Annotated in this window: 19 protein-coding genes; 7 read left to right on the top strand and 12 right to left on the bottom strand. The window is 68.4% G+C overall.

Going from position 1 to position 25,626, the window contains the following annotated elements; all coding sequences use genetic code 11:
* The first annotated feature begins 51 nt into the window (after positions 1 to 51).
* The 4 genes from MCHLDSM_RS05735 (at position 52) to MCHLDSM_RS05720 (ending at position 5,668) form a co-directional block, all read left to right on the top strand.
* The gene (locus tag MCHLDSM_RS05735) at positions 52 to 834 is read left to right on the top strand and encodes an alpha/beta hydrolase (RefSeq protein WP_048469280.1); all 783 of its coding nucleotides are present in this window, start codon (positions 52 to 54) and stop codon (positions 832 to 834) included.
* 311 nt (positions 835 to 1,145) lie between these two features.
* Entirely contained in the window at positions 1,146 to 2,732 is a 1,587-nt protein-coding gene (locus MCHLDSM_RS05730) for a hypothetical protein (protein ID WP_131722602.1), read from the top strand.
* Positions 2,733 to 2,786: 54 nt separating this feature from the next.
* Positions 2,787 to 4,271, top strand: a complete 1,485-nt coding sequence (locus tag MCHLDSM_RS05725) for a flavin-containing monooxygenase (protein ID WP_082168757.1) — start codon at positions 2,787 to 2,789, stop codon at positions 4,269 to 4,271.
* Positions 4,272 to 4,297: 26 nt separating this feature from the next.
* The gene (locus MCHLDSM_RS05720; protein ID WP_048469279.1) at positions 4,298 to 5,668 is read left to right on the top strand and encodes a cytochrome P450; all 1,371 of its coding nucleotides are present in this window, start codon (positions 4,298 to 4,300) and stop codon (positions 5,666 to 5,668) included.
* Here the strand turns inward: MCHLDSM_RS05720 and MCHLDSM_RS05715 are convergent.
* From MCHLDSM_RS05715 to MCHLDSM_RS05695, 5 genes are all read right to left on the bottom strand, one after another.
* A complete protein-coding gene (locus MCHLDSM_RS05715) occupies positions 5,665 to 6,492 on the bottom strand; it encodes a class I SAM-dependent methyltransferase (protein WP_048469278.1) in 828 nt (275 codons plus the stop codon). The two genes, MCHLDSM_RS05720 and MCHLDSM_RS05715, sit on opposite strands and share 4 nt — an antisense overlap.
* Positions 6,493 to 6,519: 27 nt before the next feature.
* On the bottom strand, positions 6,520 to 7,755 hold the full coding sequence (locus tag MCHLDSM_RS05710) for a PE-PPE domain-containing protein (protein WP_060937647.1): 1,236 nt from the start codon (positions 7,753 to 7,755) through the stop codon (positions 6,520 to 6,522).
* A 200-nt stretch (positions 7,756 to 7,955) separates the two neighbouring features.
* Entirely contained in the window at positions 7,956 to 8,618 is a 663-nt protein-coding gene (locus MCHLDSM_RS05705; RefSeq protein WP_048469277.1) for a cutinase family protein, read from the bottom strand.
* Between the two features lie 59 nt (positions 8,619 to 8,677).
* On the bottom strand, positions 8,678 to 10,159 hold the full coding sequence (locus MCHLDSM_RS05700; protein ID WP_048469276.1) for a flavin-containing monooxygenase: 1,482 nt from the start codon (positions 10,157 to 10,159) through the stop codon (positions 8,678 to 8,680).
* Positions 10,160 to 10,322: 163 nt separating this feature from the next.
* Positions 10,323 to 11,432 carry a PE-PPE domain-containing protein gene (locus MCHLDSM_RS05695; protein WP_234713892.1) on the bottom strand — a complete coding sequence of 370 codons (1,110 nt, stop codon included), beginning with the start codon at positions 11,430 to 11,432 and terminating at the stop codon, positions 10,323 to 10,325.
* Here MCHLDSM_RS05695 and MCHLDSM_RS39060 point away from each other — a divergent pair.
* The 3 genes from MCHLDSM_RS39060 to MCHLDSM_RS05685 all read left to right on the top strand — a co-directional run bounded on the left by MCHLDSM_RS39060 (position 11,422) and on the right by MCHLDSM_RS05685 (position 14,870).
* Positions 11,422 to 11,739: a hypothetical protein gene (locus MCHLDSM_RS39060; RefSeq protein WP_234713891.1), complete on the top strand. Its 318-nt coding sequence runs from the start codon at positions 11,422 to 11,424 to the stop codon at positions 11,737 to 11,739. The two genes, MCHLDSM_RS05695 and MCHLDSM_RS39060, sit on opposite strands and share 11 nt — an antisense overlap.
* Positions 11,740 to 12,613: 874 nt before the next feature.
* Positions 12,614 to 13,984 (top strand): PE-PPE domain-containing protein, encoded by a 1,371-nt coding sequence (locus MCHLDSM_RS05690; RefSeq protein ID WP_048469274.1) that lies wholly within the window; start codon positions 12,614 to 12,616, stop codon positions 13,982 to 13,984.
* Positions 13,985 to 14,015: 31 nt separating this feature from the next.
* Positions 14,016 to 14,870: an SDR family NAD(P)-dependent oxidoreductase gene (locus MCHLDSM_RS05685; RefSeq protein ID WP_048469273.1), complete on the top strand. Its 855-nt coding sequence runs from the start codon at positions 14,016 to 14,018 to the stop codon at positions 14,868 to 14,870.
* Here the strand turns inward: MCHLDSM_RS05685 and MCHLDSM_RS05680 are convergent.
* The 7 genes from MCHLDSM_RS05680 to MCHLDSM_RS05650 all read right to left on the bottom strand — a co-directional run bounded on the left by MCHLDSM_RS05680 (position 14,853) and on the right by MCHLDSM_RS05650 (position 25,402).
* Positions 14,853 to 16,040 (bottom strand): alkane 1-monooxygenase, encoded by a 1,188-nt coding sequence (locus MCHLDSM_RS05680; protein ID WP_048469373.1) that lies wholly within the window; start codon positions 16,038 to 16,040, stop codon positions 14,853 to 14,855. The genes MCHLDSM_RS05685 and MCHLDSM_RS05680 overlap by 18 nt on opposite strands.
* Positions 16,041 to 16,220: 180 nt before the next feature.
* A complete protein-coding gene (locus MCHLDSM_RS05675; protein ID WP_048469272.1) occupies positions 16,221 to 17,810 on the bottom strand; it encodes a peroxidase family protein in 1,590 nt (529 codons plus the stop codon).
* A 32-nt stretch (positions 17,811 to 17,842) separates the two neighbouring features.
* Complete coding sequence (locus MCHLDSM_RS05670; protein WP_048469271.1) at positions 17,843 to 19,759, bottom strand: substrate-binding domain-containing protein; 1,917 nt, start codon at positions 19,757 to 19,759, stop codon at positions 17,843 to 17,845.
* Positions 19,760 to 19,779: 20 nt separating this feature from the next.
* A complete protein-coding gene (locus MCHLDSM_RS05665) occupies positions 19,780 to 21,984 on the bottom strand; it encodes a malate synthase G (protein ID WP_048469270.1) in 2,205 nt (734 codons plus the stop codon).
* Positions 21,985 to 22,051: 67 nt separating this feature from the next.
* On the bottom strand, positions 22,052 to 22,963 hold the full coding sequence (locus MCHLDSM_RS05660) for a hypothetical protein (RefSeq protein WP_048469269.1): 912 nt from the start codon (positions 22,961 to 22,963) through the stop codon (positions 22,052 to 22,054).
* The gene (locus MCHLDSM_RS05655; RefSeq protein WP_048469268.1) at positions 22,956 to 24,017 is read right to left on the bottom strand and encodes a hemolysin family protein; all 1,062 of its coding nucleotides are present in this window, start codon (positions 24,015 to 24,017) and stop codon (positions 22,956 to 22,958) included. The genes MCHLDSM_RS05660 and MCHLDSM_RS05655 overlap by 8 nt, the downstream gene beginning before the upstream one ends.
* Positions 24,017 to 25,402, bottom strand: a complete 1,386-nt coding sequence (locus MCHLDSM_RS05650; RefSeq protein ID WP_048469267.1) for a hemolysin family protein — start codon at positions 25,400 to 25,402, stop codon at positions 24,017 to 24,019. Before MCHLDSM_RS05650 ends, MCHLDSM_RS05655 begins: the two co-directional genes overlap by 1 nt.
* Between the last annotated feature and the right edge of the window lie 224 nt (positions 25,403 to 25,626).

Genomic DNA, 25,626 nt, shown 5'->3' with positions numbered 1-25,626 from the left:
GGGGGGATGGTAACGACCGCAGGCGCACGGGCGCGTATACGCTGGCCCGCGATGCTCGAGGTCATCGACAGGGGAACTGTCTCCGAATCCCATCCTGTCCCACTGCTGTTCGTGCACGGCGCCTGGCACGCCGCGTGGTGCTGGGAGGAACACTTCCTGCCGTTCTTCGCCGACCGCGGCTACCGCGCCACGGCCGTGAGCCTGCGCGGGCACGGCGGCAGTCCGACCGACAAGAAGCTGCGCGACCTGTCGTTCGCCGATTTCGTCGCCGACGTCGTCACCGCGGCCGACGCGCTGCCGGTGCGGCCGGTGGTCATCGGTCACTCGATGGGCGGGGTGCTGGTGCAGAAGTATCTGGAGGTGCGCGACGCACCCGCCGGGGTGCTGATGGCCTCGATGCCGCCGCAGGGCTATCTGCGATCGGGGCTGCGCTGGATCCGGCGCCATCCCTGGCATTTCGCGAAATTGACGGCGACGGGCCGGTCGCTGCCGTATGTCAGCACGCCGGAACTCGCCCGGGAGCGGTTCTTCAGCGCGCACACCCCCGAGGCGGTGGTGTCGCGTTACGCGGGCCGGCTGCAGGAGGAGAGTGCACGCGCGGGACTGGACGGACTGGTGAGGTTGCCACGACCCGCCCGGGTGCACGCCCCGCTACTGGTACTCGGCGCCGCCGACGACGGCGCGGTGACCCAGGACGAGGTGCGCGCCACCGCGCACGCCTACGGGACGACGGCGCAGTTCTTCCCGCAGATGGGGCACAACATGATGCTGGAAGCGGGCTGGGAGGACGTCGCGCGCAGGATCGACGCCTGGCTGACCGAACGCCGCCTCTGACGGTCGGGCGGCAAACCGGGTGAAGCATTGCTCCAGGGTTGCTCGATCCGCGAATACTTCGCTGGCAGGGTGCGTCTCGCACTGCTGACGGGCGTGCTCTAAGATATCTTTCAGGTTTTCTGACGATGACGTCAGCAAATGCCCGCAATCATGTGAATGGCATCGATTTGCTAGACACGTGGTCACTTTTTGGATACGTTCTTCGCTGTCGTCGATATCGTCCAGCAACACTCGAAAGGGGCGTCATGCCTGCCTCCGTACGTCCGTATGTCACGGCGGGCGTGGCGCTGGTGGGGGCCAGCGTCATTTCCGTGACCCCGATCCAGCCGGTCACGCCGCAGACCCGGATCGCCAATGACGCCTACAGCCTCACCGCGGCCGCGGTTCCCGGCGCCCCGATCGACGGCAGCGGCGACGGGGTCCCCTGCTCGGGCTACCACACCGACAACTGCGACATCTACGCCCCGCAGTCCTACACGCCGATCACGGTCGACACGAGCAACGGCTCGATCCTCAACGTGCCGGCCAACATCCTCAACGCGATCATCAGCGTCCCCCGCGCCTACCTCGACGGTCTCAACGACCTGTCCTACGCGCTCGAGGTCACCGGCAGCTGGTGGGTCTACGACCCGGTCAACGTGCTCGGCTACGACCCGGCCGACCCGCCGAAGATCACTGCGGTCACCAACCTGCTGATCCCGTTCAAGGCGCTGTCGAATCCGCTGGGCGAGCATGTGTCCTGGTGGGCCAAGGCCAACCTGCCGATGAACTCCGGCTGCACGGGCACCGCCCCGCCGACCTGTCAGGACGCCGGCGCGATCCTGTCCAAGATGTTCACCGCGCCGATCTGGGACCTGATCTACGGCTACACGTTCCCCGCGCTGAACAACCCGGTCAGTGACGCCGAGGGCGCCGCGGGCGAGGCCATCCCCGGCGAAGAGGGCGCTCCGGTGCCGTGGTCGGGTGCGCACATCCAGATCAACCCGTACGACCCGATCTGGAACGTCATCAACTACATGCTGGCCGACCCGACGACGAACCGTCCCGAGGCGATCACGCTGAAGGAGGTGGGTCAGTCCCTCGCGCGCTTCGGCAAGGCGCTGTGGCAGGACTTCAACCCCTTCGTGCCGGGCAGCTTCCTGTGGAAGGGCTTCCCCTACACGCTGGTGACGCCGTTCATCAAGCCGTTCGTCAAGGTCCTGTGCCCGAGCTGCGACCCCGAGCACCCCGAGGATCCGACGCCGTTCGACGGTCAGCTGCCGCCGAGCAGCCAGGCCAAGGAGTCGAACAAGGGCGTCACGAACCTGCTCGAGAAGCTGGGCCTGAAGAAGGAGGAGACCACCTCCGACACCGCGACGCTGGCGGCCAAGCAGACCGAGCAGAAGGCTGACGCCACCACGGAGACCACCACCACCGCGGCCACGACGGAGGAGTCCGCCACCAAGGGCGACAGCTCCGAGACGTCCGAGGCCACCGACGGCGCCCAGAAGGGCGACGTTGTCAAGGACGCGGTCGCGAACCTGCTGAAGAAGTTCGAGAAGGCGCCCGTGGAGACGACCCCGGCCACCGACGCGACCGACACCGACGGCAAGACCGACGCCGGTTCGCCCGCGACGGACGCCGGTTCGGCCACGACGGACAAGGGCGGCGACGACGCCTCCGCGTCGTCGCCGAAGAAGTGGTCGTTCGGCGGCAAGCACCGCAAATCCGAGGACACCACCAAGTCCGCCGACGCCGGTGCGGAGAGCTCCGCAGGCAAGTCCTCCTCGGAGAGCAAGTCGGAGACCAAGAAGGACACCTCCGACGCCAAGAAGGACACCTCGGGGTCGAAGGGCGCCAAGGCCGGTGCCGGCAGTGCGAGCAGCAGCAACGGGTCCGACAGCGGTGGCAGCGAATAGGACTGGCGTCGGCCACCGTCCTGCTGCGTCTCTGACTGCCCGTAGTATCGCCACGTGAGTACGGAGCAGTTCGACGCCGTCATCGTCGGTGCGGGATTCGGCGGCATGGGTGCCGCCATCCAGCTCAACCGGCTGGGCTACCGCAACATCGCGATCCTCGATCGCGAGGACGATCTCGGCGGTACCTGGCATGTGAACCGGTACCCGGGGTTGACGGTCGACGTGCCGTCGACCACGTACTCCTACTGGTTCGAGCCCAACCCGTACTGGTCGAGGCTGTACGCGCCGGGCGCGGAGCTCAAGAGCTACGCCGAGCACGTCGCCGACAAATACGACCTGCGTCGCTACATGCGCTTCAACACCACCGTGGAGGGGGCGCGCTGGGACGAGGAGTCGCAGACCTGGCAGGTGTCCCTCCAGGGCGGCCAGACGTTGCGCGCGCAGTTCCTGATCCTGGCGACGGGGTACCTGTGCCAGCCGAAGAAACCCGACATCCCCGGCATCGAGGACTTCGCGGGCACCGTGCTGCACGCCCAGGAGTGGAACGACGACTATGCGCTGCGCGGCAGGAAAGCGGCGATCATCGGCACCGGTTCGACCGGGGTGCAACTGATCCCCAAGCTGGCCGAGGACGTCGCCGAGCTGACGGTCTATCAGCGCACCCCCATCTGGGTGATGCCGAAGTTCGACCTCGCCTTCGGTCCGGCAGCGCAGCGGCTGTTTGCGAGATTCCCTGTCACGCAACAGCTTCTGCGCAGGTCCAGCGATCTGTTCCTGGACATCATGGTCACCATCGCGATGTGGAAGTTCCGTCAGTTCCGCCCGGTGAACACCGCGGCCGCCCGCATCGGCGCACTGCACCGCTTCCTGGCGATCCGTGACAAGGAGCTGCGGCGCAAGCTGACCCCGAACTACGACTTCGGCTGCAAGCGCCCGACGCTGTCCAATGTGTACTACCGCACGTTCAACAAGCCGCACGTGCATCTGGAGACCGCGGGCATCGAACGCATCGAACCCGACGGCATCGTCGGCAGGGACGGCGTCAAGCGCGCCGTCGACACCCTGGTGCTGGCCACCGGGTTCGACGTGTGGGAATCCAACCTGCCCGCGATCCCGGTGATCGGCAGGCAGGGCCGCGATCTCGGAAAGTGGTGGCGGGAGAACCGGTTCCAGGCCTACGAGGGCATGACCGTGCCGATGTTCCCGAACATGGTGACCCAGGCCAGCCCGTACGCGTGGGTGGGCATGTCCTGGTTCGACACCGTCGAGTACCAGATGCGGCACATGAAGCGGCTCTTCGGCGAGCTGCAGCGCACCGGCGGCCGTACCTTCGAGGTGACCGAAGAGGCCAATGACCGGTTCCTCGACCGCATGCTCACCCTGCTCGACGACTCGGTGTTCCGGCTCGGCGACTGCACCAACTCGAGGTCGTACTGGTTCAACAGCTCCGGTGAGGCGCCGCTGTTCCGGCCCACGTCCATCCGGCAGGCGGTCAAGGAGCAGGAGCACTTCCCGCTCACCGATTACCAGATAGCCTGACGTCCACGCACCAGGAGGGTGACACCATGACAGCGGCCACCACAGAGCCGGTGAAGCTGCCACCAGGCCCGCGGATACCGAAGCTCATCCAGGGCGCGGCGGTGCTGACCGCGCGCTACGGCGCGATCGCGGCGCTCGGCCGCCGGTACGGCTCGGAGTTCACGCTGAACATCCCCGTGTTCGGTGAGACGGTCGTGATCAGCAATCCGGCACTGGTCAAGGAGTTGTTCAGCAGCAGCCGCGAGCTGATCGGGCGCCCGCAGAACAACCTGGGCGGCGACGTGCTGGGCCCGGGCTCGATCTTCAACCTCGAAGGCGACGAGCTGCTCGCCCGCCGCAAGCTGCTGCTGCCGCCGTTCTCCGGCAAGAACATGCGCGCCTACGAGAGCATCACCGAAGAAGAGGTGGTCCGCGAGATCCGTTCCTGGCCCGAGGGTGTCGAGTTCGCGACGCTGGAGCCGATGATGCGGATCACGCTCAACACGATCCTGCGCGCGGTGTTCGGCGCGGAGGGCGAAGAGCTCGACGAGCTGCGCGAGCTGATGCCCAAGGCCGTCGAGTTCGGGTCGAAGATCGCGCTGATGCCGTCGATCGTGCGCAAGGACGTCGGCCCGTGGAGTCCCGGCGGCAAGTTCGCGCAGTACCGCCGGCGGATGGACGAGTTGCTGAGTTCACTGATGCGCCAGGCACGTTCGGACCCGAACTTCACCGACCGGGGCGACGTGCTGTCGCTGCTGCTGCAGGCCCGCTATGACGACGGCCAGCCGATGCCGGACAACTATATCGTCGACGAGCTGCTGACCATGCTGGTGGCCGGCCACGAGACCACGTCCACGCAGTTGGCGTGGACGATCGAGCGGATCCGGCGCCACCCGAACCTGCTGACCCGGCTGACCGAGGAGGTCGACGCCGGCGGCAACGAGCTGCTGCTCGCGACGATCGCCGAGTCCCAGCGCACCCGCCCCGTGCTCACCGCCGCGCTGCGACGCACGCGTACCCGGGTTCGCTTGGGGGAGTGGGTGATTCCCGAGGGGGATACGATCCTGGCGAGTACTCAGCTGGCGATGGCCGCCGAGAGCAGCTTCCCCGACGCCGAGAAGTTCGACCCGGACCGCTTCGTGGGCAACCCGCCGAACCCGTTCGCGTGGATCCCGTTCGGCGGTGGCATGATGCGCTGCATCGGGGCCTCCTTCGCGACCATGGAGATGGAGGTCACGCTGCGCACCATGCTGCGTGAGTTCCGTGTCGAGCCGACCGGCGAGCCCGACGAGAAGCCGCACAGCAGGGGTGTCACCGTCACGCCGGCGCGGGGCGGCCGCATCGTCGTGCACCGCCGCACGGCGCCCTCGGCCACCGCGGCCGACGCGGTGTCGGCAGCGAAGGGCGACACGGTCTAGAACCGGTACTGCAGCACCCGCGCCTTCCGGGCGATGGCGGGGATCCGGTGGGAAAGCCGGGCCGCCAGACGTAGCCCCGCGGGAAATGACGTCGCCTCGGGACGCTGCATCACGCTGGCGGCGTCGAGCAGCGTCAGCGCCGGGTTCCACGCTTCGGGGCGCCGCGGGTCGGCGAAGCCCGGGAAGTTCCACTGGGTGTGCGGCGAATTCGTCGTGCGTGCCGTGGCGAGCCTGCCCAGCAGCCGGTTGGCCCTGCTGACCGGGCCGTAGTCGTTGAACGCGAGCACCCCGGTGCCGAAATGCGCTGTGACGCTGCCGAACAGCGATCGCACCGTGGGTTCGTCGAGGAACGCGACCAGGCCGTCGGCGAACACCATCGCGGGCCGGTCGGCCGGGACCGCGTCGGCCCAGCCCGGCTCGGTCAATGAGGCGGCGACGGCGTGCTCGACGGGGTGCGGCGGGCGCAGCCCCGCGCGCACGGCGTGCACGGCGGGCAGGTCGACGCTGTACCAGTCGATCCCGGCCGGGGGGTCGACGCGGTGCACGGCCGCAGAGAAGCCGGCGCCGAGGTCGACCACCACCGCGTCGGGGTGGTCTCGGATGAACGTGCGGATGGCCTCGTCGAGCATCTTGGCGCGCAGCGCGACCAGAGGCACCACGCTGGGCGTCGCCGCCAGCCTGGTGAAGTCGTAGTCGATCGCGGCGACCGACTCCTGCGCCCACCGGTCGCCGAGGATCGGTCGGGCGGCGGCGTTGTCGAGCGCACGGCAGTACTCGGTGAGAAGGGCGGTCTGCTCGACGGAATCGAGGTGGCTGACGTCCATCCCGCCAGCCAAGCACAGCCCGCGCGGTTACGACGCGGCGGAGGGGCTGTCCGCGTTCGCCGTCTGGTGCGCGTGGCGGCCGAGGAGTCGGCCGCCGAACGGGCGTGTGCGGGCGGGCTTGTCGCTCGCGGCCCGGCCCTTACCGGAGTCGTCGGCTCCGCTCGCGGCGGGCGCCGGCGCGGTCGCGTCGCTGTCATCGGTGTCGTCGGCCGCGGAGTCCACGGAGTCCACCGAGTCCGCGGTCGTGTCGTCGGCGGGATCCGCGTCGGTGCGCGGGTCCGCCGCGGTGTCCTCAGTGGCGGCGTCATCGACTTCGGCGACGGGCCGACTGGTCGCCGTGTCGTCGTCCGCCGCCTTGGACGACGTCCGCACCGTGCGCGCGGCGGTCAGGGTGGTCGGCTCGGTGGGCGTCGGATCCTGTTGCGGCGGATCGGTTTTCGGCAGCAACTCCGGCGGCCAACCCGGCGTGGCTGGCAGATAGGAGCGGTCGTAGGCCTTGTCGATCTTGGCTTTCAGCGGATCGTTGAGCTTGTCGGCCAGCGCGTCGAGGCCGAGCCTGCGCAACGGCTCGAGCAGCGGAATGTTCTCCGTCGGCACGAAGACGTAGGTGGTGTTGCCTTCTTTCCACACGTAATTACCCGGGTCGTAGATGTCGACGTTCTCGTAGTCGATGTGGATGTAGCGCATGCCGGCGTACGCGTTGGCCAGGGCCAGCAGGTTCAACGGGCGGTCTGGCCAGTCGGAGGCCATGTCGTACTCGCGGCTGACGTCGATGATGTCGTATTGCGTCTCGGGCGTGACCTGACCCAGGTGCACGTGCGCACCGCCGAACTTGCGGTCGGGGTTGCCGATCAGCACGACACTGAGCTGAGCCGGCGTGCGGGCGCCCGGGGCGTCGCCGTACTCCTCGAGCCACTGCGAGACGACGCGGGCGCCCTGGCTGTAGCCGAACACCACCACCTGCCCGCCGGACGTGTCGAGGGTCAGCGCGCTCTGCAGATCCTCGGCGCCTACGCTGCGTTCCAGATACGGGTAGCTGACGGGCTGGCAGGTGCGCGCGCCCGTGCACATGATCCCGCCGTGGTCGTCGGTGTTGCGGCCCGGATACAGCGCGAGCGTGACAATCGGCTTCAGCGCCGCGGCGGCTTCCGGCGCCGTCGCCAGGGCCGGCATGCCCGCGACCAGCGGCACGGCCGTCGCTGCGGCGGCCAGCAGCGCGAGCCGGCGCCTCGGATTGGTCAGTCGCTTAGCTGTCCCGCTCATGAACCACCCTTGCCCAGCACCGCCGCACCCGTTTGCTGCGTGGAGCCCAATGTACCCCCGCGTAAGAGCGGCAATCCTGCTTTAGCTGTGCGATTCCGGATTCGTAATAACTGTCAATTTTGCCATCAGCACGTTGCGCGTAGCGACAGCGCGGATTCCGGCCGCCGACGGTATCCGGGTTTGCTCCTTGAGGTGCGCAGTCAGAGCCGGCCGGCGACGAAGTTCGCCGCCTGATCGACCATGCCGTTCTCCACGTAGGAGAAGTGCGCCCCCAGGCTCAGACCCTTCGTGCAGAACACGTCGTCGAGCGCGCACATGTCGATGGTCTTGGGGCCGAACGTGCCGCTCAGCGCCGGGAGGGGCCCACCGCCGGCGACGTCACGCAGCGGATTGCCGAAGACCGCGACCGCCGCCACGTGGTCGGCGAGCTGCGGCGGCAGCGGGGTGGGGGTGAACCGTCCCAGCGGGCGCGGGTCGACGGTGATCAGGTCGATCACCCCGGCACCCTGGCTCATCCCCCCGAGCACCAGCTTGGTGTTCGGGCAGTTGTCGGCCATCCACTGCACGCGGCCGGCCGCGTCCGCCGCGCCCGCAGGGGCGGAGGAGTCGAAGTTCCAGCCCGCCGGATAGTTGACCGCGTAGGCCGCGACCGAGCGGCCGCCCACCTTGGAGCGCAGCGAGTCGACGAAGGCATCGCCGACGAATCCGAGGCCCGGCTCGGCACCGGTGCCCCGGGCGAAGATCACCTCGATGTCGGGGCAGGGATCGGCGGCCGCCGGCGGCGCGGCGGCAACGCCGAACACCAGTGCCGCCGGCAGTGACGTCGCCGCACCGAGAAAGCCGAGAACACGCCGCAAGACCATGCTTCCATGCTGACACACCGTTGCGGCGGCCCGCCGAAAACCGTTGTTGAGCTGCGCTTTCAGGCGAACGAGTAGTCGCTGAGCGGGAAGTTGTCGTTCTCCCGATTGGTTTCGTTGGTCGACGCCGGCCGGACCAGGGTCTCACCGGTGGGGCTGAAGTAGTAGGACCGGGAGCGCGCGCAGTCGCCTTGGCGGAACACCGTCTTGCCGAGTTTGGCCGCCATCCGTTCGCGGAACGAGGTGTTGGCCTCGTCGGTGACCTCGAAGGTGGTCGCGCCGAGACGGTGCAGCTCCCCGAACAGCCGGTCCATGTGGCGCATCTGGTACTCCATGGTGTTGAAGTACGACAGACCGCTGGAGGCGTACGGGCCGGCGAGGCTGATGAAGTTCGGGAACGCGGGCACGGTGACCCCCTGGTATGCCTGGAACCCGTTGTCGCGCCACCACTTCCCGAGGTTGCGCGCGTCGCGGCCGATCACCTCGATCGCCGGGATGTTGGCCTCCCAGATGTCGAATCCGGTGCACAGCACCAGCGTGTCGATCGCGGTCTTCGTCCCGTCGCACGCGACGATGCCGTCGCCGACGATGCGCTCGATGCCCGCGGTCTGCAGGTGCACATGGGGTTTGGCCAAGGTGGCGTAGTAGGTGTTCGAGTACGTCGGGCGTTTGCATCCGAAGTCGTAGTCCGGTGTGAGCTCGGCCCGCAACGTCTTGTCGCGGATCGACAGGAACCGCAGGAACGCCGACAGGTACGACGCACCGACGTTGAGCTGGCGGAAGTACTTGTAGTTGATCACCGACAGGATCATCATCACTTCGAGGTTGATGTCGGTGGTGAACCGGAATGCGCGCTGCAGCAAAGGAATGCGCGCGAACAGCCGGCGCAGGACGGGCGGGATGGCGAAGTCCAGCTTCGGTACCACGTGGATCGGGGTGCGCTGGTAGACGGTCAGGTCGGCAGCCGTCTTGGACAGCTCCGGGATGAGTTGCACCGCGGTCGCGCCGGTACCGATGAGACCGACCCGCTCACCAGCGGGGGAGTAGCTGTCATCCCAGTCCATGCTGTGGATGATCCGGCCGGTGAAGTCGTCGATCCCCGGGATGTCGGGGTTGCGCGGCTGCGACAGGTACCCGGTCGCGGTGATCAGGAACCGCCCGGTCAGAGTCTCCCCACTCGAGAGCGCGACCTGCCAGTACCGGCCTTCTTCGTCCCAGCGGGCACCGTCGACCGGCGCGTTGAACCGCATGTGCCTGCGCACGTCGTACTTGTCGGCGACGTGGTCGGCGTACTGCTTGAGTTCCGAACCCGGGGCGTAGAGCCGGGACCAGCGCGGGTTGGGTTCGAACCAGTAGGAGTACGTCGGCGACGGGATGTCGACGGCGAGCCCGGGGTAGTGGTTGACGTACCACGTGCCGCCCAGGTCGTCCTCACGGTCGAGGATCACGATGTTGTCGTAACCCATCTTCTTGAGCTGGATCGAAGCACCCATCCCGCCGAAACCGGCGCCCACGACGATCGCGTCGTACTGCGGCTCATCCATGGGCATCAACGCTACCTCACAGCAAATGGGTCATCGGCGAGTGCATTTTAGGACGCCTGCCGCCCCGGCGCGCGCCGTCGCAGACACCACGGAGCCCCGGCGCGAGGCCGGGGCTCCGGGCGGGTGTCTGAAGACTTCAGGCAGCCTCGAGTTCCGGGGAGGGCTACTCCGAGGAGCCGGAGGAGTCAGACGACCCAGATCCATCGGACGGCGCGGTGTCGCCGCCGGACTTCGCTTCTTCGCGCGCGGCCTTCCTGGCCTCGCGCTTGGCGGCCGCATCCGCCTTCGCCGCCGCCCTGGCCTCGGCGCGTGCGGCCTTGGCCTCGGCGCGCTGGGCCTTGGCCTCCGCCCGGGCCTCGGCGCGTGCGTCGCGCCGGGACAGTGCGTCGACCTTGGGTGCCGGCTGCGCCTGACCGGACGACGCCTCCTCGCCGCCCGCGTTGCTCGCCGGTGTGGCGGCGGCCTCGGTCGCCACATTGTCGGCGGGGACGAGAGCCGCGGTCTTGGTGGCCGTGGCGGTCGCCGTCACCGGATCGTTGCGGCTGTAGCCCTTGTCGATCTTGGCCTTGAGCTCGGCCTCCTTTGGCTTGAGCCACGGCATCAGCTGCACCAGCGGCAGGGTCGTGGTCGGCACCAGGTAGTGCTTGGTGACGCCGCCCTTGATGTTGGTGTCCTCCGTGTAGTACTTGGTGCCCTCCAGCGCCGCGAGTTCGGCCATGCTGGTGGTGTACATCACGGGTACGTGCACGACGATCGAGCCGGCCATCGCGTTCATGATCGCGAGGAAGTTGAACGGACGGTCGGGCATGTCCGCCATGCCGTCGTACTCGCCGGTGATGACGATGATGTCGTAGGGGGTGATCGGTGGCGGCTGGTAGGTGTAGTCGAACTTCGAGCTGTACTTGACGTCGTTGATCAGCTTCTGCCGGCTGGAGTCCTCTACCACGATGAACGTGACGTCCTCGGGATCGGGCATCTCACCTGTCTTCACCCAGTCCCGCAGCACCTCGTTGACCACCAGCGAGCCGGCCGACAGGCCGACCACGGTGACCTTCTCGCCGTTGATCGGATTGCCCTGCGCGTCCCGGGAGAGGTTGCCCAGCGCGGTGTTGATGGCGGCCTCGAGGTTGGGGATGCCGACGGCGATCGAGGCGCCGAGCGTCATGTCGCCCTTGCCGGAGTAGGGGCCGGCCTGAGCGGGCCACGTCACCGATGTCCGGGTCTGGTTCTTGAACGCGCCTTCGAGCAACGGTGCCATCATCATGTCGGTCATGGTCGGGATCTTGATCCCGCCGATCATCACGGCCGTGCTGCTGGCGCCGGCACCGGTGGCGGTGGACAGCGCTAGGGCGATCGAGGCAAAAGCGGTGCCACAGGCAATCCCGGCTTTGCGGATCTTTGTTTTCATGACATCTCCCCGATTTGAAGCGATTGCTGATCCGCCGTACTCGGCGCGACAAGAGCATATTGCGCTTACGTCAAAGCCTGCACAGCAAAAACAGAACATTTCCGCTGAATGCGATCTAAGCAAACTGTATCTACATTGCTGTTATCCATTCTTTATCGCTGCTCTACATTAGTAGAGAAATGGATTCGAAGATTCCCGGTAAATGGTCGTGGTCCGGTCTTTGGTAAAGATTACTGCTGTCAAAGAGCCATAAAACAAGATCAAAGTGAGATCTTCAGGCGAAAGCGGCGAAAATTACATTTTTGTGATTCGTCCTTGACGTGATCGGACAGGGATGCATCTGAGATGTTGCTGACATGTACCCGGCTAAAAAAAATTTTTGGTCTGTACCATCGCCTGCAGCACACGATTACCGGCAAGGAACGCACGCCTGAACAATCGGTGATGCCGATGCGTTCCCTCCGCGGGCTCCTTCGCGGGCGGTATGCGTGATCTGACTTTCGAGTAAGTTGGCGGAGGGTCCTCCGCAAACCCGTTTGCCACTCAGCAACACACGGCGGCCTTGCTCGCGGCGGTGGGGGAGATTCAGCCGGAACCCGGACCTGGGTCGGCACCACAGCGAACCTGCTGCGCGACAACTGTTTTCGTCGACGCAGGCGCGCGCCGGGCGGCCACGCTCTCGCGGCCCGGGGGCGCGGATCCCCCCGCCAATGCGCCGGGCGCGATAGCCACCCACGGTCAATAGTCGGGGGCAGTGGGGATTTCCGCTCACTTCGAGTTTGCTAAGTAGATGCCCGAGAAGTCTTTGCATATGGTAATGTCCGCGTCGGTCGAGGCGTCGGCACTCCTGCCGGCTCCCGGCCCGCGTACCGCTGGAGGGCTCGCCTGCCGAGCCCGGCAACCTCGCACGTCGGCCCGACCAACGGGTTGGCCAGCGAAGTCCGACGTCACACCGCATACTTCTGCGTGTCGCGGTCGGTACGCGCGAGTCGGTTGCCAGGTCACCGGCGTCCAGGGCGGACGTCACCTCGAGAAGGGAAGTCTGCGTGAAGCGAGCGACCAAGGCCGTGATGACTGCGGCGGCAATCCCTTTCGCAGCGGCGTTGCCTCTGACATTCGGCGCCGGCACGTTGCCCGCCGCCGCGGCCGCCGCCAGCTCCGCCTCCTCGCTGATTCCCAGTGGTCCGGCGACCGTCCTGCACCACGGCCCGACCCCGTGGGAGATGGACGAGAACCTCGGCGGCGCACTCTGCGATGCTCCGAAGGTCTGCCGGGAGGTCGCCTACGGCTGGATTCAGCCGTACGGCCCGATCGAGATCGGGATGACCGAGAACGTCAACCGGCTGGACTGGGCGATCCACTACGTCGGCACAGGCCCGAAGATCGTGTACGGCTTCAGTGGTGGAGCGCGTGTCGCCTCGGTGTGGCTGCGCGATCACGCGGACGACGCGGACGCTCCGGATCCCGACAAGCTGTCGGTGGTTCTGATCGGGAACGGCGGCCGCAAGTACGGCGGCGTCAACGGCTGGTTTTGGGGTGATCTGTTGATGACCCCCACCGACACCCAGTACGACGTCGTCGACATCGCCCGCGAATACGACCCGATCGCCGACTTCCCGTCCAACCCCTTCAATCTCCTCGCCCTGGCCAACGGGATCGCCGCGTTCTCGTACGTGCATCTGCGCTACGACGAGGTGGATCTCGACGATCCCGACAACGTCGTCTGGAAAGAGGGCAAGACGACCTACGTTTACGTCCCCACCGAACACCTGCCGCTGCTGCAGGGCTTCTACGATGCCGGGCTGGGCTCACTGGTCGAAGGCATCGAGCCCAGGCTCCGCGAGATCATCGACAGCGCCTACAACCGCACCTGGCTGGAGGGCAAGCCGACCCAGGGCGAGCAGAACGCAGCCCCGCGCTCACTGGTGCGCGCCGCCGTGGCCGAGGACACGGACACGGACACGGACGATGCCGCGGACACCGCCAAGGACGACGACACCGCCGCCCCGCGCGACCACGCCACCCTCCCCGCTGCCACCGCGCCGGAGGCTGCCGACGACACGGAGGCGGGGGACACCGACGCGGACGACGCGACGGACTCCGAGACCGGCACCGACACCGACGTCAAGACCGACACCGAAGCCGAGCCCGACACCGAGACCAAGCCCGACACCGAGACCAAGCCCGACACCGAGACCAAGCCCGACACCGAGACCAAGGCCGATACCGACACCGGCGCCACGGACGAGGCGACACCGGCCGTCGGGAAGCACCGCGCCCCGCTGCATGGCACGAAGAAGTCGGACACCACCGAGTCCGCCACGTCCACGAAGGCCGACACCACCACGTCCACCAGGTCCACGACGTCTGCCGCCTCCTCGGCGAGCAGCAGCTCGGACGGCAGCGGCGCGAGCTGACCGCGGTCGGTCGGCCGCTATTGTTCCGAAGGTGACAACCAAAGGCACTGCGGCGCTGTCGCAGAAGGTCGCGTTCATCACCGGCGGCGCGTCGGGCATCGGGGCGGCCCTGTCCGAATCGCTGACCGCCGCGGGCGCACAGGTGTGGATCGCCGACCGTCAGTTCGACGTCGCCGACCAACTGGCACAACGACTTCGGAGTGCCGGAGCGCGCGCCCACGCGGTCGCGCTCGATGTCCGTGACCCCGCGGCGTTCGAGGCTGCCGTCGCCGAGGCGGTACAGACCAGCGGCCGGCTCGACTATCTGTTCAACAACGCCGGCATCGGCATCGGCGGCGAGGTCGACTCGCTGACGCTCGAGGACTGGACCGACATCATCGACGTCAACCTGCGCGGCGTGATCCACGGCGTTCGGGCCGCCTATCCGGTGATGATCGGCCAGGGCAGCGGGCACATCGTCAACACCGCCTCGATGGCCGGGCTGATCACCACGTCCGCGCAGGCCGGTTACTCGGCCACCAAGCACGCCGTCGTCGCGCTGTCGAAGACGCTGCGGGTGGAGGCCGCCAGCCACGGGGTGCAGGTGTCGGTGCTGTGCCCCGGGGTGGTGCGCACCCCGATCCTCTCCGGCGGCGAATACGGCCGCAACAGAAACGTCAGCCGGGAGAACCTGCTCAAGCTCGGTGAGGCCCTGCGGCCGATCGAGCCGGGGCAGTTCGCCGAGCAGGCGCTGCGCGGCGTGCTGCGCAACCAGGCGATCATCGTGGTCCCGCGCTGGTGGAAAGCGTTGTGGTATCTCGAGCGGCTGTCGCCGACGCTGTCGATGCGGACGGCCGCGGTGGCCCTCAAGCGCACCCGGGAGGCGGCGTCAGCCCCGCTGCAGTAGCCGCTCGGCGTCGCGCGGCTTGAGCGCGGCCAGCCGCACATCCCCGCGGTAGTGCTCGGCCACCCGCCGATCCATCACCCGCCGCCACAGTGGCGGGCACAGCGCCAGCACCACCATCGCCGCGTACCCGGCCGGCAGCTGCGGAGCCTCCTCGGCGTGGCACAGCGCCTGGTAGCGGCGCTGTGGGTTGGCGTGGTGGTCGGAATGGCGTTGCAGGTGGAAGAGGAACACGTTGGAGATCACCGAGTTGCTGTTCCAGCTGTGCGACGGACGCACCTGCTCGTAGCACCCGTCGGCGCGGCGCTGGCGGCGCAGCCCGTAGTGCTCGAGGTAGTTGATCGTCTCCAGCAGGAACACCCCGATCAGCGCCTGCCCGATCAGCCACGGCACCACGTCGACGCCGAAGCCGGCGATCAACGCCGCGAACAGCGCGGCGGTCATCAGCCATGCGTTGAGGACGTCGTTGTGCAGGCTGAACACCGAACCGCGGTGGCGCCGCAGGCGTCGGGCCTCGATCGACCACGCCGAGCGCAGGCTGCCCAGGATGGACCGGACGTAGAAGAAGTAGACGTTCTCACCCAGCCGGGAGCTGGCCGGGTCCTCGACCGTCGCCACCCGGGCGTGATGGCCGCGGTTGTGTTCGACGAAGAAGTGCCCGTAGCCGGTCTGCGCGAGCGCGATCTTGCTCAGCCACCGTTCCGAGCGGGCGCGCTGATGCCCCAGCTCGTGGGCGGTGTTGATCGCGATGCCCCCGATGCCGCCGACGGTGAGCATCAGGCCGACCTTGTCGGGCAGCGTCATCGTGACCCCGCCGCCGCCGGTCCACAGCCAGCAGCCCAGGACGAGTGACAGGTACTGCGCGGGCAAGTACAGGTAGGTCGCCCACCGGTAGTAGCGGTCCTGCTCGAGGTGCGCCAGCACACTGTCGGGCGGGTTCTCCGCGTCCGGGCCGACGAGAAAGTCCAGGGCCGGGATGACGAAGAACATCAGCATCGGTCCCGACCACCAGAACAGCCCGGAACCGGTCAGCGCGACGGCCGCCCAGGACGTCGGCACCAGGATCGGGATGACGACGCCGAGCAGCCACACGTACCGCTTGCGGTCCCGCCAGGTGCCTCCCTGAACCGGCGGGGCGGCGCGCAGCGAACGGCGAAGCCGTCGAGTCGGCATCCTCAGCTCCATCCCCCTCTTTGCCGGACGGTTCCCCGATCATCGCAGACCCGGGCGTCGATCAGGTAACGCCGTCATACCATTGTTGCTCGTCATCGGGCAATATCAGCAGCGAAGCGACGTCGGTCACTTCGTTGTGCGGACCGTGCCGAAGTCGTGCTGGGCGGTTGCTCAGGGAGGTCACCGCCAGCGCCGGCGACCGAGGCTGACCCGCGGGGACGGTGCCTCCCCACCGATGTTGCGCCGGACGAGGTCCGCCAGGGTGCTCGTGGCGTCCAGCACGGCCATGCCCTCCGCCGAGAACGTCGCCTCACCGTACACACCCGGGTCGAGCAGCGGGTTGGTCAGTGCCTGGGAGAAGGCGTCGACCGCCACCATCGCACTCATCACCGGCGGCAGTGTGCTGCCGCGCCGGACGTCCTCGGCGAACAGTCCGACGAACAACTCGACGCGGTCGATGCCGTCGGCGCCGTAGCAGCGCTCGAGGGCGGCCCGCACGTCGCTGCGCGAACTGAGGTCGCCGATCGAGCGCAGCGCGGGGAACCCGCACGCCCGCCGGTAGTCGTTGTAGGACGCGAGCTCGGCGTGCCGGCCGATGCGGATCGACTTCTCCTCGATGGCCAGCATCGAGGCGTCGGTGTTGCCGAGCCGGATCGTGCTGCAGGGTTGCCGCGAGGCTTCGTCGAACAGGGCCGACAGCCCGTGCTCGGTGACCGGCCGGGTGTCCCACCACAGGTCGGCGAACGTGCGGCGGCGCCCGCCGATCGTCACCTCGGTCGGCACCAGCGAGTGCCACCGGTACAGCAGGTTGAACTCGACCGACATCCAGTTCTGCCGATACCACTTCTCGTTCGCGCCGATACCGGGTTCGACGGACAGCGGGAACCGGATCGGGGTGATGTGGTTGATATAGTCCTCGATGACGATCTTGAGCAGCACCACAGTGAGCGTGTTGCGGGTGGTGTCGAAGACCCGGTCGTCGCTCCATTCCGGATGAGCGGCGCTGATCAGTCCGGCGATCCGGTTGTGTTCGCGCAGGAACAGCGTGCTGATCATCACGAAGCCGTAGTGGATGTTGCCGCGGGGGATGCCGAGCGCGAACAGCTTCGGCCGCAGCGCATCGGGTACGGGCCCGCCGCCGGCGGCCTTCAGGTCGCCGCCCCGGAAGATGATGTCCAGATCGGCGAACTCGTGCTTGACCGCGCCGTCGGCGTCGCACAGGTAGGGCGGGAACTCCGCGGCCAGGCTCGCCTCGGTCTTCAGCCGGCCGCCGGCGCCCTCCCGCAGCATCGCGGTCACCTCGGTGGTCTGGCCGTAGAGCTGGCTCAGGTCGATGTCGTGGGTGGAGGTGTTCCTGGTGTCGTCGTTCGGGTCGGTGCGCAGGAAGCCGTCGACGAACCACTGCGCGAACAGCGGGAACAGCAGCGTCGAGCGCGCCGATTCGTCGCCGGTCGTACCGTTGCGCGCGAACAGTGCGGCGACCGCGGCCGGCGCCGGGAGACCGGCCTGGAACTCGGGCTTCGGCGGCAGGTGGCGCTGGCTGTACGTGCGGTCGTGCAGCGACTCCCACGAGGTCCACGGCAGCATCGTGCTCAACGCACCGGGACGTGTCCGCATCGTGTAGACCAGCGAGTTGATGATCCACCGGTTGACCATCGGGCCCACTGTCGGAGTGGCGCGCAGTGCCAGCCACACCGGGGCGAAGTGGGTCGTCAGCAGGATGCGCACACCCCTTCTGACGCCGTTCTTCCGCCAGAACCCCCTGGTCACGCAGGTCAATATACGGCGCGGACGGCGGGGGGTCAGCCCAACAGCGTCGCGATCGCCGATGCCAGCTCCGGGTCGGTCGAGCTGCCGACGTTCTGGTAGCTGCCCCCGGTGGTCTGCGCGACCGCCTCCCAGGTGGCCCGGTCGCTGTCGTCACCGAAGTCGATGACGTTGACGGCCACCGGTTTGGCCTGGTCGAAGGCGCCGCTGATGTACTGACGCAGCCCGTCGGCGCCCAGCGACTGGTCGGTGTGCGGACCGGCCGTGATCACCAGAACCGAATTCTTCTGTCCCTCACGGTATTTCGCCGACGCATCGGTGTAGACCAGGCGCAGGGTGGTGAACGACACCGCACCGCCGCCCGACGGGGTCTGCCCGTCCAGGGCACTGGTCAGCGCGGCCGAGCGCGGCCGGCCGTCCACCTGGTCGGACAGGGCGCCCAAGCTCACCTCCGAACGTCCGGCGACCCCGTCGAACGTCCACAGGCCCACCCCGGAGTCGGCCGGCAGCACCTGCAGACGGGCCTTCAGGGCGTCGACGACGTTGGTCAGCCGGGGTTTTCCGCCCTCGTCGGTCGGCATCGACTGGTCGAGCATGATCGTGACGGTCGGACTCTGCGCGGGCGTGGTCAGCGTTTCGGCGATCGTGGCGCGCAGTGCGTTGTCGCCGAGGTTCAGCGGCGCACCGACAGGCGCGAAATCGACGACGTCGTTGCCGGGCGGCTGCTGGCCCTCGACGCGGAAGCCGGCCTTGGACAACTCGGCGAGTTGTTCGGGTTTGCGCAGGAAGCGGGCGAACTCACTGGCCGCGGAGATCTGCTCCTGGGCCAGCCAGTCACCGGAGAGCAGCACGGTGGGGAAGTCCGCCATCGCCGTGGGTCCCGGCGGCAGCCACGACGCGAGCGCCGACCGGGCGTCGGGCTGCGAGGCCGCACGCTGGAAGAGTCGCTGCTCGGTCGTGACGACCGCGTGCACGGGAGCGGTGGCCGGATCGTTCGCGCCGACGAGCGCGTCGAGCGCCGTGGCGGCATTCGTGTCGGCCAGCTGCGGGGAACCTGCCATCAGCGTGCTGACGGCGCCCAGGCCCGCGCTGGGCGGTGCGCCCGACGGCGCCGACGCGGCCGCCACCGCCTCGGCCGCCAGGAACGACGCGTCGCTGTCCTCACCGAGCGGGAGCGCCAACCGCAGGCCGCCCCAGCCCTGCAACCCCAGGCCGTCCAGGCCGGCCTGGTCGCTCTGCAGCCGCGGCAGCGTGCCCCAGTTCTGCTCTCCCATGGCGCCTTTGAGCTGAGGGGAGACCGCCAACACCACGGGCGAGGTCACCAGAGAGCGGCTGTCGCTGACGATCTGGGAACCGGCCTTGGCCTCCAGCCGGGCCTCGGAGGCCGAGCTGCCCGGGATCCACAGCGCCGGGCGCTCACCCAGGTCGCCGGGCCAGTCACCGGACAGGCCGGTGAACACCTGCTCCGAGTCGGCGGATCTGATGCCGACCTTGACGCACTTGTCGCCGACGGGCTCGGCAGTGTCGTTGTACCGCTGCGCGAGCGCGTTGAGCGGTTCGGCGATCGCCGGGTCGGCGACCACGGCCACGGCCACCTCGCCCTCGACGCAGCGCGCCGCCGCCGTGTCGGACCTGCTCGACAGCGCGTCACCGAAGAAGCGCCACAGGATCACCGCGCCGACGATGACGACGACGCCGACCAGGGCGGCGATGACACCGACGGAGATCCCGCGCCGGCCCGGAGTGACGGCGCGGTGGCTTCCGGTCCATTCCCCGTTGTCCCAGCCGCCGCTGTGCTGCGGCCCGCCGGGCCGCGCGGGTGCGTCGAACCGCTCGGTCTGCGACTCGTCGCCGGCGGAGTCCTCGGTGAACTCGCGTGCGTCGCCATCCGCGTGGGAGGAGTCGTCCGCGGGTCGGGAGTCGTCGGGGTCGGGGAGGCTATGTCGTCCCATACCTGCCTTCGGTGTCGGGGTCAGCCAACGTTACTAGCCGCTTTGAACTCCCGGCGCCGGCGGTGCAGGATCGGCTCGGTGTAGCCGCTGGGCTGCGCGCCGCCGGCCAGAATGAGTTCCTGGGCCGCCTGGAACGCGATGCTGTTCTCGGGATCCGTTGCCATGGGCCGGAAGTCGGGATCGGCGGCGTTCTGCTCGTCGACCACCGCGGCCATCCGGCGCAGGCTGGCCTTGACGTCCTCCTCGGTGATGACGCCGTGGCGCAGCCAGTTCGCCAGCAGCTGGCTGGAGATCCGCAGCGTGGCCCGGTCCTCCATCAGCGCGACGTCGTGGATGTCGGGCACCTTCGAGCACCCCACGCCGGCGTCGATCCAGCGCACCACGTAGCCGAGGATCGACTGGCAGTTGTTGTCGACCTCTTCGCGGATCTCCTCCGACGCCCAGGCCAGCTCCTTGGCCAGCGGGATGGTCAGCAGTTCCTCGATGGTCGAGCGGCGCTTGCCCTCGAGTTCGGTCTGCACCGCGAACACGTCGACAGCGTGGTAGTGCATCGCGTGCAGCGTGGCCGCGGTCGGCGACGGCACCCAGGCGGTGGTGGCGCCGGCCTTGGGCTGGCCGATCTTCTGCTCGACCATGTCGGCCATCAGCTCGGTCATGGCCCACATGCCCTTGCCGATCTGCGCCTTGCCGGAGAAGCCGGTCTCCAGCCCGATGTCGACGTTCTGGTTCTCGTAGGCCTGGATCCACGCGGTCGACTTCATCGCGCCCTTGCGGATCATCGGACCCGCCTCCATCGAGGTGTGGATCTCGTCGCCGGTGCGGTCCAGGAAGCCGGTGTTGATGAACACGACCCGGTCCGCGGCGGCCTTGATGCAGGCCTTGAGGTTCAGCGTGGTGCGCCGCTCCTCGTCCATGATGCCGACCTTGATGGTGTTCTGCGGCAGGCCCAGCACGTCTTCGACGCGGCTGAACAGCTCGCAGGTGAACGCGACCTCGTCGGGGCCGTGCATCTTGGGTTTGACGATGTAGATGGAGCCGGTGCGGCTGTTGAGCAGTGGGCCGTTCCCGTCAGCGCCGTCGTCGTCGGCCTTCAACCCGTGGATCGCGATCAGGCTGGTGAACAGCGCGTCCTGGATGCCCTCGGGCACCTCGGCGCCGTTGTCGAAGGTGATCGCGTCGTTGGTCATCAGGTGGCCGACGTTGCGCACGAACAGCAGGCTGCGGCCGGGCAGGGTGAGCTCGGACTCGCCGTCGGGGGCGGTGAAGGTGCGGTCGGCGTTGAGCACCCGGGTGAAGGTCTTGCCGCCCTTGCTGACCTCCTCGGCCAGATCGCCGCGGTTGAGCCCGAGCCAGTTGCGGTAGCCCAGCACCTTGTCGTCGGCGTCGACGGCGGCCACCGAGTCCTCGAAGTCCATGATCGTGGTGATCGCCGACTCCAGCACCACATCCTTGATGCCGGCCCGGTCCGTGGAGCCGATGGGGGAGTCGGCGTCGATGAGGATCTCGATGTGCAGGCCGTTGTTGACCAGCAGCACCGCGGTCGGCGCGTCGGGCTCGCCGAGGTAGCCGGCGAATTGGGCGGGGTCCTCCAGCGCGACCGAGTCAGCGTCGTCGAGCGTCGCGGTCACGGCGCCGTCGGCGACCGTCAGGCCGGTGATGTCCGTCCACGAGCCCTGCGCCAGCGGGGCCGCCCCGTCGAGGAACGTGCGGGCGTAGGCGATCACCTTGTCGCCGCGCACCTTGTTGTAGGAGTCGCCCGGTTCGGCGCCACCCTCCTCGGAGATCACGTCGGTGCCGTACAGCGCGTCGTACAGCGAACCCCAGCGCGCGTTGGCGGCGTTGAGCGCGAAGCGCGCATTGAGCACCGGCACCACCAGCTGCGGTCCGGCGGTCGTGGTGATCTCGTCGTCGACCCCGGCGGTGGTGATCGTGAAGTCGCCGGGTTCGGGCTCGAGGTAGCCGATGTCGGTGAGGAACTGCTTGTACTCCTCACCTTCGAAGCCGCCGATCACCCGCGCGCGGTGCCACCGGTCGATCTGGGCCTGCAGTTCGTCGCGGCGGGCCAGCAGTTCCTGGTTCCTGGGAGTCAGGTCGGCGACGACCTTGTCGACGCCGGACCAGAAGGTGTCGGGATCGATTCCGGTGCCGGACAGCGCCTCGTTGGTGATGAAGTCGTACAACACCGGGGCGACGCGCAGGTTACCCACCGTCACACGTTCGGTCATGATTCCTCCCTCGCCGGCACATGCGCTCGGCCCGCGCGTTGCCTGTCGTGAAATCCGTCGATGCAGTTTACCCGCCGGTAAACACGCTGATCCCCGGCCCACTTCGCCGGCCGGCGTCGCGCAATGCGACGCAGGCGCGGAGCAGCCGCTCCCGCAGCGGCGCCGCGCGGACGCTGAGGGACTCCTGCGCCGTCGCGTATTCCCGTCGGCCATCGGCTGTTTCGACGGCGATCGGGGCGAAGCCGAAATCCCGCAGATCGTACGGGCTGGCCCGCATGTCGAGGACGCGGGCCTCGGTGGCCAGCTCGAAACAGTCCAGCAGAAGGGAGGATTCGATCAACGGACCGAGTTTGAACGCCCATTTGTAGAGGTCCATCCCGGCATGCACGCAGCCTGGTTGTTCCTCGGCGATCTGCGTCTGCCGGGTCAGCGGCCGGGCGTTGCGCGTCACGGCCGGCTCGGTGAAGAACCGGTAGGCGTCGAAGTGGCTGCAGCGCAACGGAATCGACTCGACCACCGCATCGGTGCCCGCCGCCCCGAGGCGCAGGGGCACCGCGCCGTGGCGGACAGCGTCGGTGCGGTACACCATCGCCCATTCGTGCATGCCGAAACACCCGAACCGGGCCGGGCGCGCCGCGGTGGCCGCCAGCAGGTCGGCGATGAACGTCACAGTGCCCAGGCGCGTCCGCAGATGGTCACGGCTGACGGTGACACCGGCCTCGGTGCGGTGGTAGCCGGCGCGCGTCAGGTACTCCTGCGCGGCGTCGCCGCCGAGCACCACCCCGTAGCCCGGATGCCACACGCGCAGCTGGCGCGGCCGGCAGCTGTAGTAGGTGAACAGGAAGTCGAACACCGGGTGGGGCACGCCCGCGCGGCGGCGCTCGACGTGCGGGGCGAGCAGGGCGTCGGCGCGGCGCCGGTGCGCCTCGGCACGCTCGGTCCACTCGGCAGGGTCGAGCCGGTCGGTGCGCTCAGACACGATGGGTGCCGTCGCGGACGGTGCCCACCAGATCCTCGACGAGGTCTTCCAGCGCGACCATCGCGGTGACGCTGCCGTCGGCGGCCGTCACCAGCGCCAGGTGGCTGTTGGTGCGGCGCAGCCGGGTCAGCGCATCGGGCAGCGGCAGCGAGGCCGGCACTCGCGGCAGCGGACGCACCATCGACGACTCGAGCACCACCGAGTCGTCGTGCGGCCCGTCGAGCAGGGGCAGCACGTCCTTGATGTGCAGGTACCCGGCGTAGGCGCCGGACGGGTCGGCCACCGGGAACCGCGAGTAGCCGGTCTCCTTCAGCGCCTCCTCGAGAGCGCCGATCGTCGGCCCGGCACCGGTGCGCGCCGCCGGCACGGCACGGATCTGGTGCAGCGGCAGCGCGACGTCGTCGACCACGCGGTTGCGGATCTGCAGTGCGCGGGTCAGCCGGGTGTGCTCCTCGGGGTCGAGCAGCCCCTCCGACAGGGACTCGGCGATCATCTCCGAGAGCTCCACGGTCGACACCGTGACGTCGAGTTCGTCCTTGGGCTCCACACCGAAGGTCCGCAGCGTGGTGTTGGCGCACCAGTTGTAGAACGCGATGAACGGTCGGGCGGCCCGGATGTAGACCAGATACACCGGGATCAGCAGCATGGCCGTGGATTCCGGGCCTGCGATCGCGATGTTCTTCGGCACCATCTCTCCGAGCAGCACGTGCAGCGTCACCACGGCCGACAGCGCCACCAGGAACGACACCGTGTGCAGCAGCGCGTCGGGGATACCGAACAGCTCGAACGGTTTTTCCAGCAGGTGCGCCACGGCGGGTTCGGCGACGCGGCCCAGCAGGATCGAACAGACCGTGATGCCGAGCTGCGCGCCGGCCAGCATCAGCGACAGGTTCTCCCCGGCCCTGATGACGGTGACGGCGCTGCTCTTGCCCTGCTCGGCGAGCGCCTCCAGGCGGTCGCGGCGGGCCGAGATCAGCGCGAACTCCGAGGCCACGAAGAACGCGTTGGCGCCGAGGAGCACGAAGGTCAGCAGCACCCCGAAGATGTCACCCATCAGAGGTCCCCACCGGAATCGTCGTCGTCGTCGCCGTGGTCGTCACTCACACGACCGAGGTTGGTCAGGGTCAGTTGGTCGATGCGGCGACCGTCCATCTTGACCACCGTCGCGAGCCAGCGGATGGGGTCTTCGATCGGCCCGTCGGGGTCGAATGCGGTCAGCTCCACCGACTCGCCCTCGTCGGGGATGTGGCCGAGTTGCTCGAGCACCAGGCCGCCGATCGTCTCGTAATCGCCTTCGGGCGCCCGGAACTCGGTGTTCTCGGCCACCTCGTCGATGCGCAGCAGACCGGAGACCCGCCAGCCGCTGCCTGCCGGCACGACGTCGGGGGGTTCGACGTCGTGCTCGTCGCGCACGTCGCCGACGATCTCCTCGATCAGGTCCTCGACGGTCACCATGCCCGCGGTGCCGCCGTATTCGTCGACGACGAGCGCGGTGGCGAGGCCGTTGGCGCGCACCTCCGACATCACCGCGTCCCCGTCGAGGGTGGACGGGACTTTCGCGACGGGCTGGACGATCTCCCACAGGCGGATCGTGGGCCGTTGGTCACGCGGCACCGCGAACACCTGCTTGACGTGCACGACGCCGATCGTCTCGTCGAGGTCGCCGCGGATCACCGGGAAGCGCGAGTGCCCGGTCCGCACCGCGGCCTGGCTGAGCTCGAGCACGGTGTCGTCGGCGTCGAGGGTGTCGATCTTCGAGCGCGGGGTCATCAGTTCCTCGGCGGTCCGGTCTCCGAACTGCAGCGAACGGTCCACCAGCACCGCGGTCACGGGGTCCAGCGAGCCGCTCTGAGCCGACGTCCGCACCAGCGACACCAGCTCCTGCGGCGAGCGCGCGGAGCGCAGTTCCTCGGCCGGCTCGATGCCGAGCCGCCGCAGGATCCAGTTCGCGGTGCCGTTGGTCATCCGGATCAGGGGGGTGAACAGGAACGAGAACATCAGCTGGGGGCCCGCGGAGGCCCGCGCCGTCGGCACGGGCCGGGCGACCGCGAGGTTCTTGGGCACCAGCTCGCCGAACACCATCGACACCGAGGTCGCGATCAGGATGGCCAGGATCAGCGCCAGCGGGGTGGCGAACCGCTCGGGCAGACCGACGGCGGCGAGCCCCGGTTCGATCAGCCGGGCCACCACGGGCTCGGCGAGGAAACCGGTGGCCAGCGTCGTGATCGAGATCCCGACCTGGGCTCCGGACAGTTGGGTGGACAGCGTCTTGTGGGCGCGCTGTACCAGCTGATCGCGCCGGTTGCCCGAGCGCGCGTTGGATTCGACGGTGCTGCGTTCCAGCGCGGTCAGCGAGAACTCCGCGGCGACGAACACCGCGGTGCCGGCGGTCAGCACGACGATGGCCAGCAGCGACAGCAGGGACGTGACGGCGGTCAACGGAGCGCTCCGGGAACGGCAGCAGGGGAGGCGCCGGGCTCGAGGCCCGGCGGACTAGAGGAGGGTTCGGCCTCGGCGGGCTCGTGGTCGGGCCGCTCGGCGAGCGTGGCCGGCGCGGATGGGCCTCCATCCAGTGCCTGCGGCACCTGATCCCTTTCGCCTGAGTGACAGATCCGCTGAGTGACAGCGTGACCACACATGCTAGCCGAAGTGCGGGGCACCTC

The organism is Mycolicibacterium chlorophenolicum (assembly GCF_001044235.1).
Classification (GTDB): Bacteria; Actinomycetota; Actinomycetes; order Mycobacteriales; family Mycobacteriaceae; genus Mycobacterium; species Mycobacterium chlorophenolicum.
This window is presented reverse-complemented; position numbering and strand designations above follow the sequence as displayed.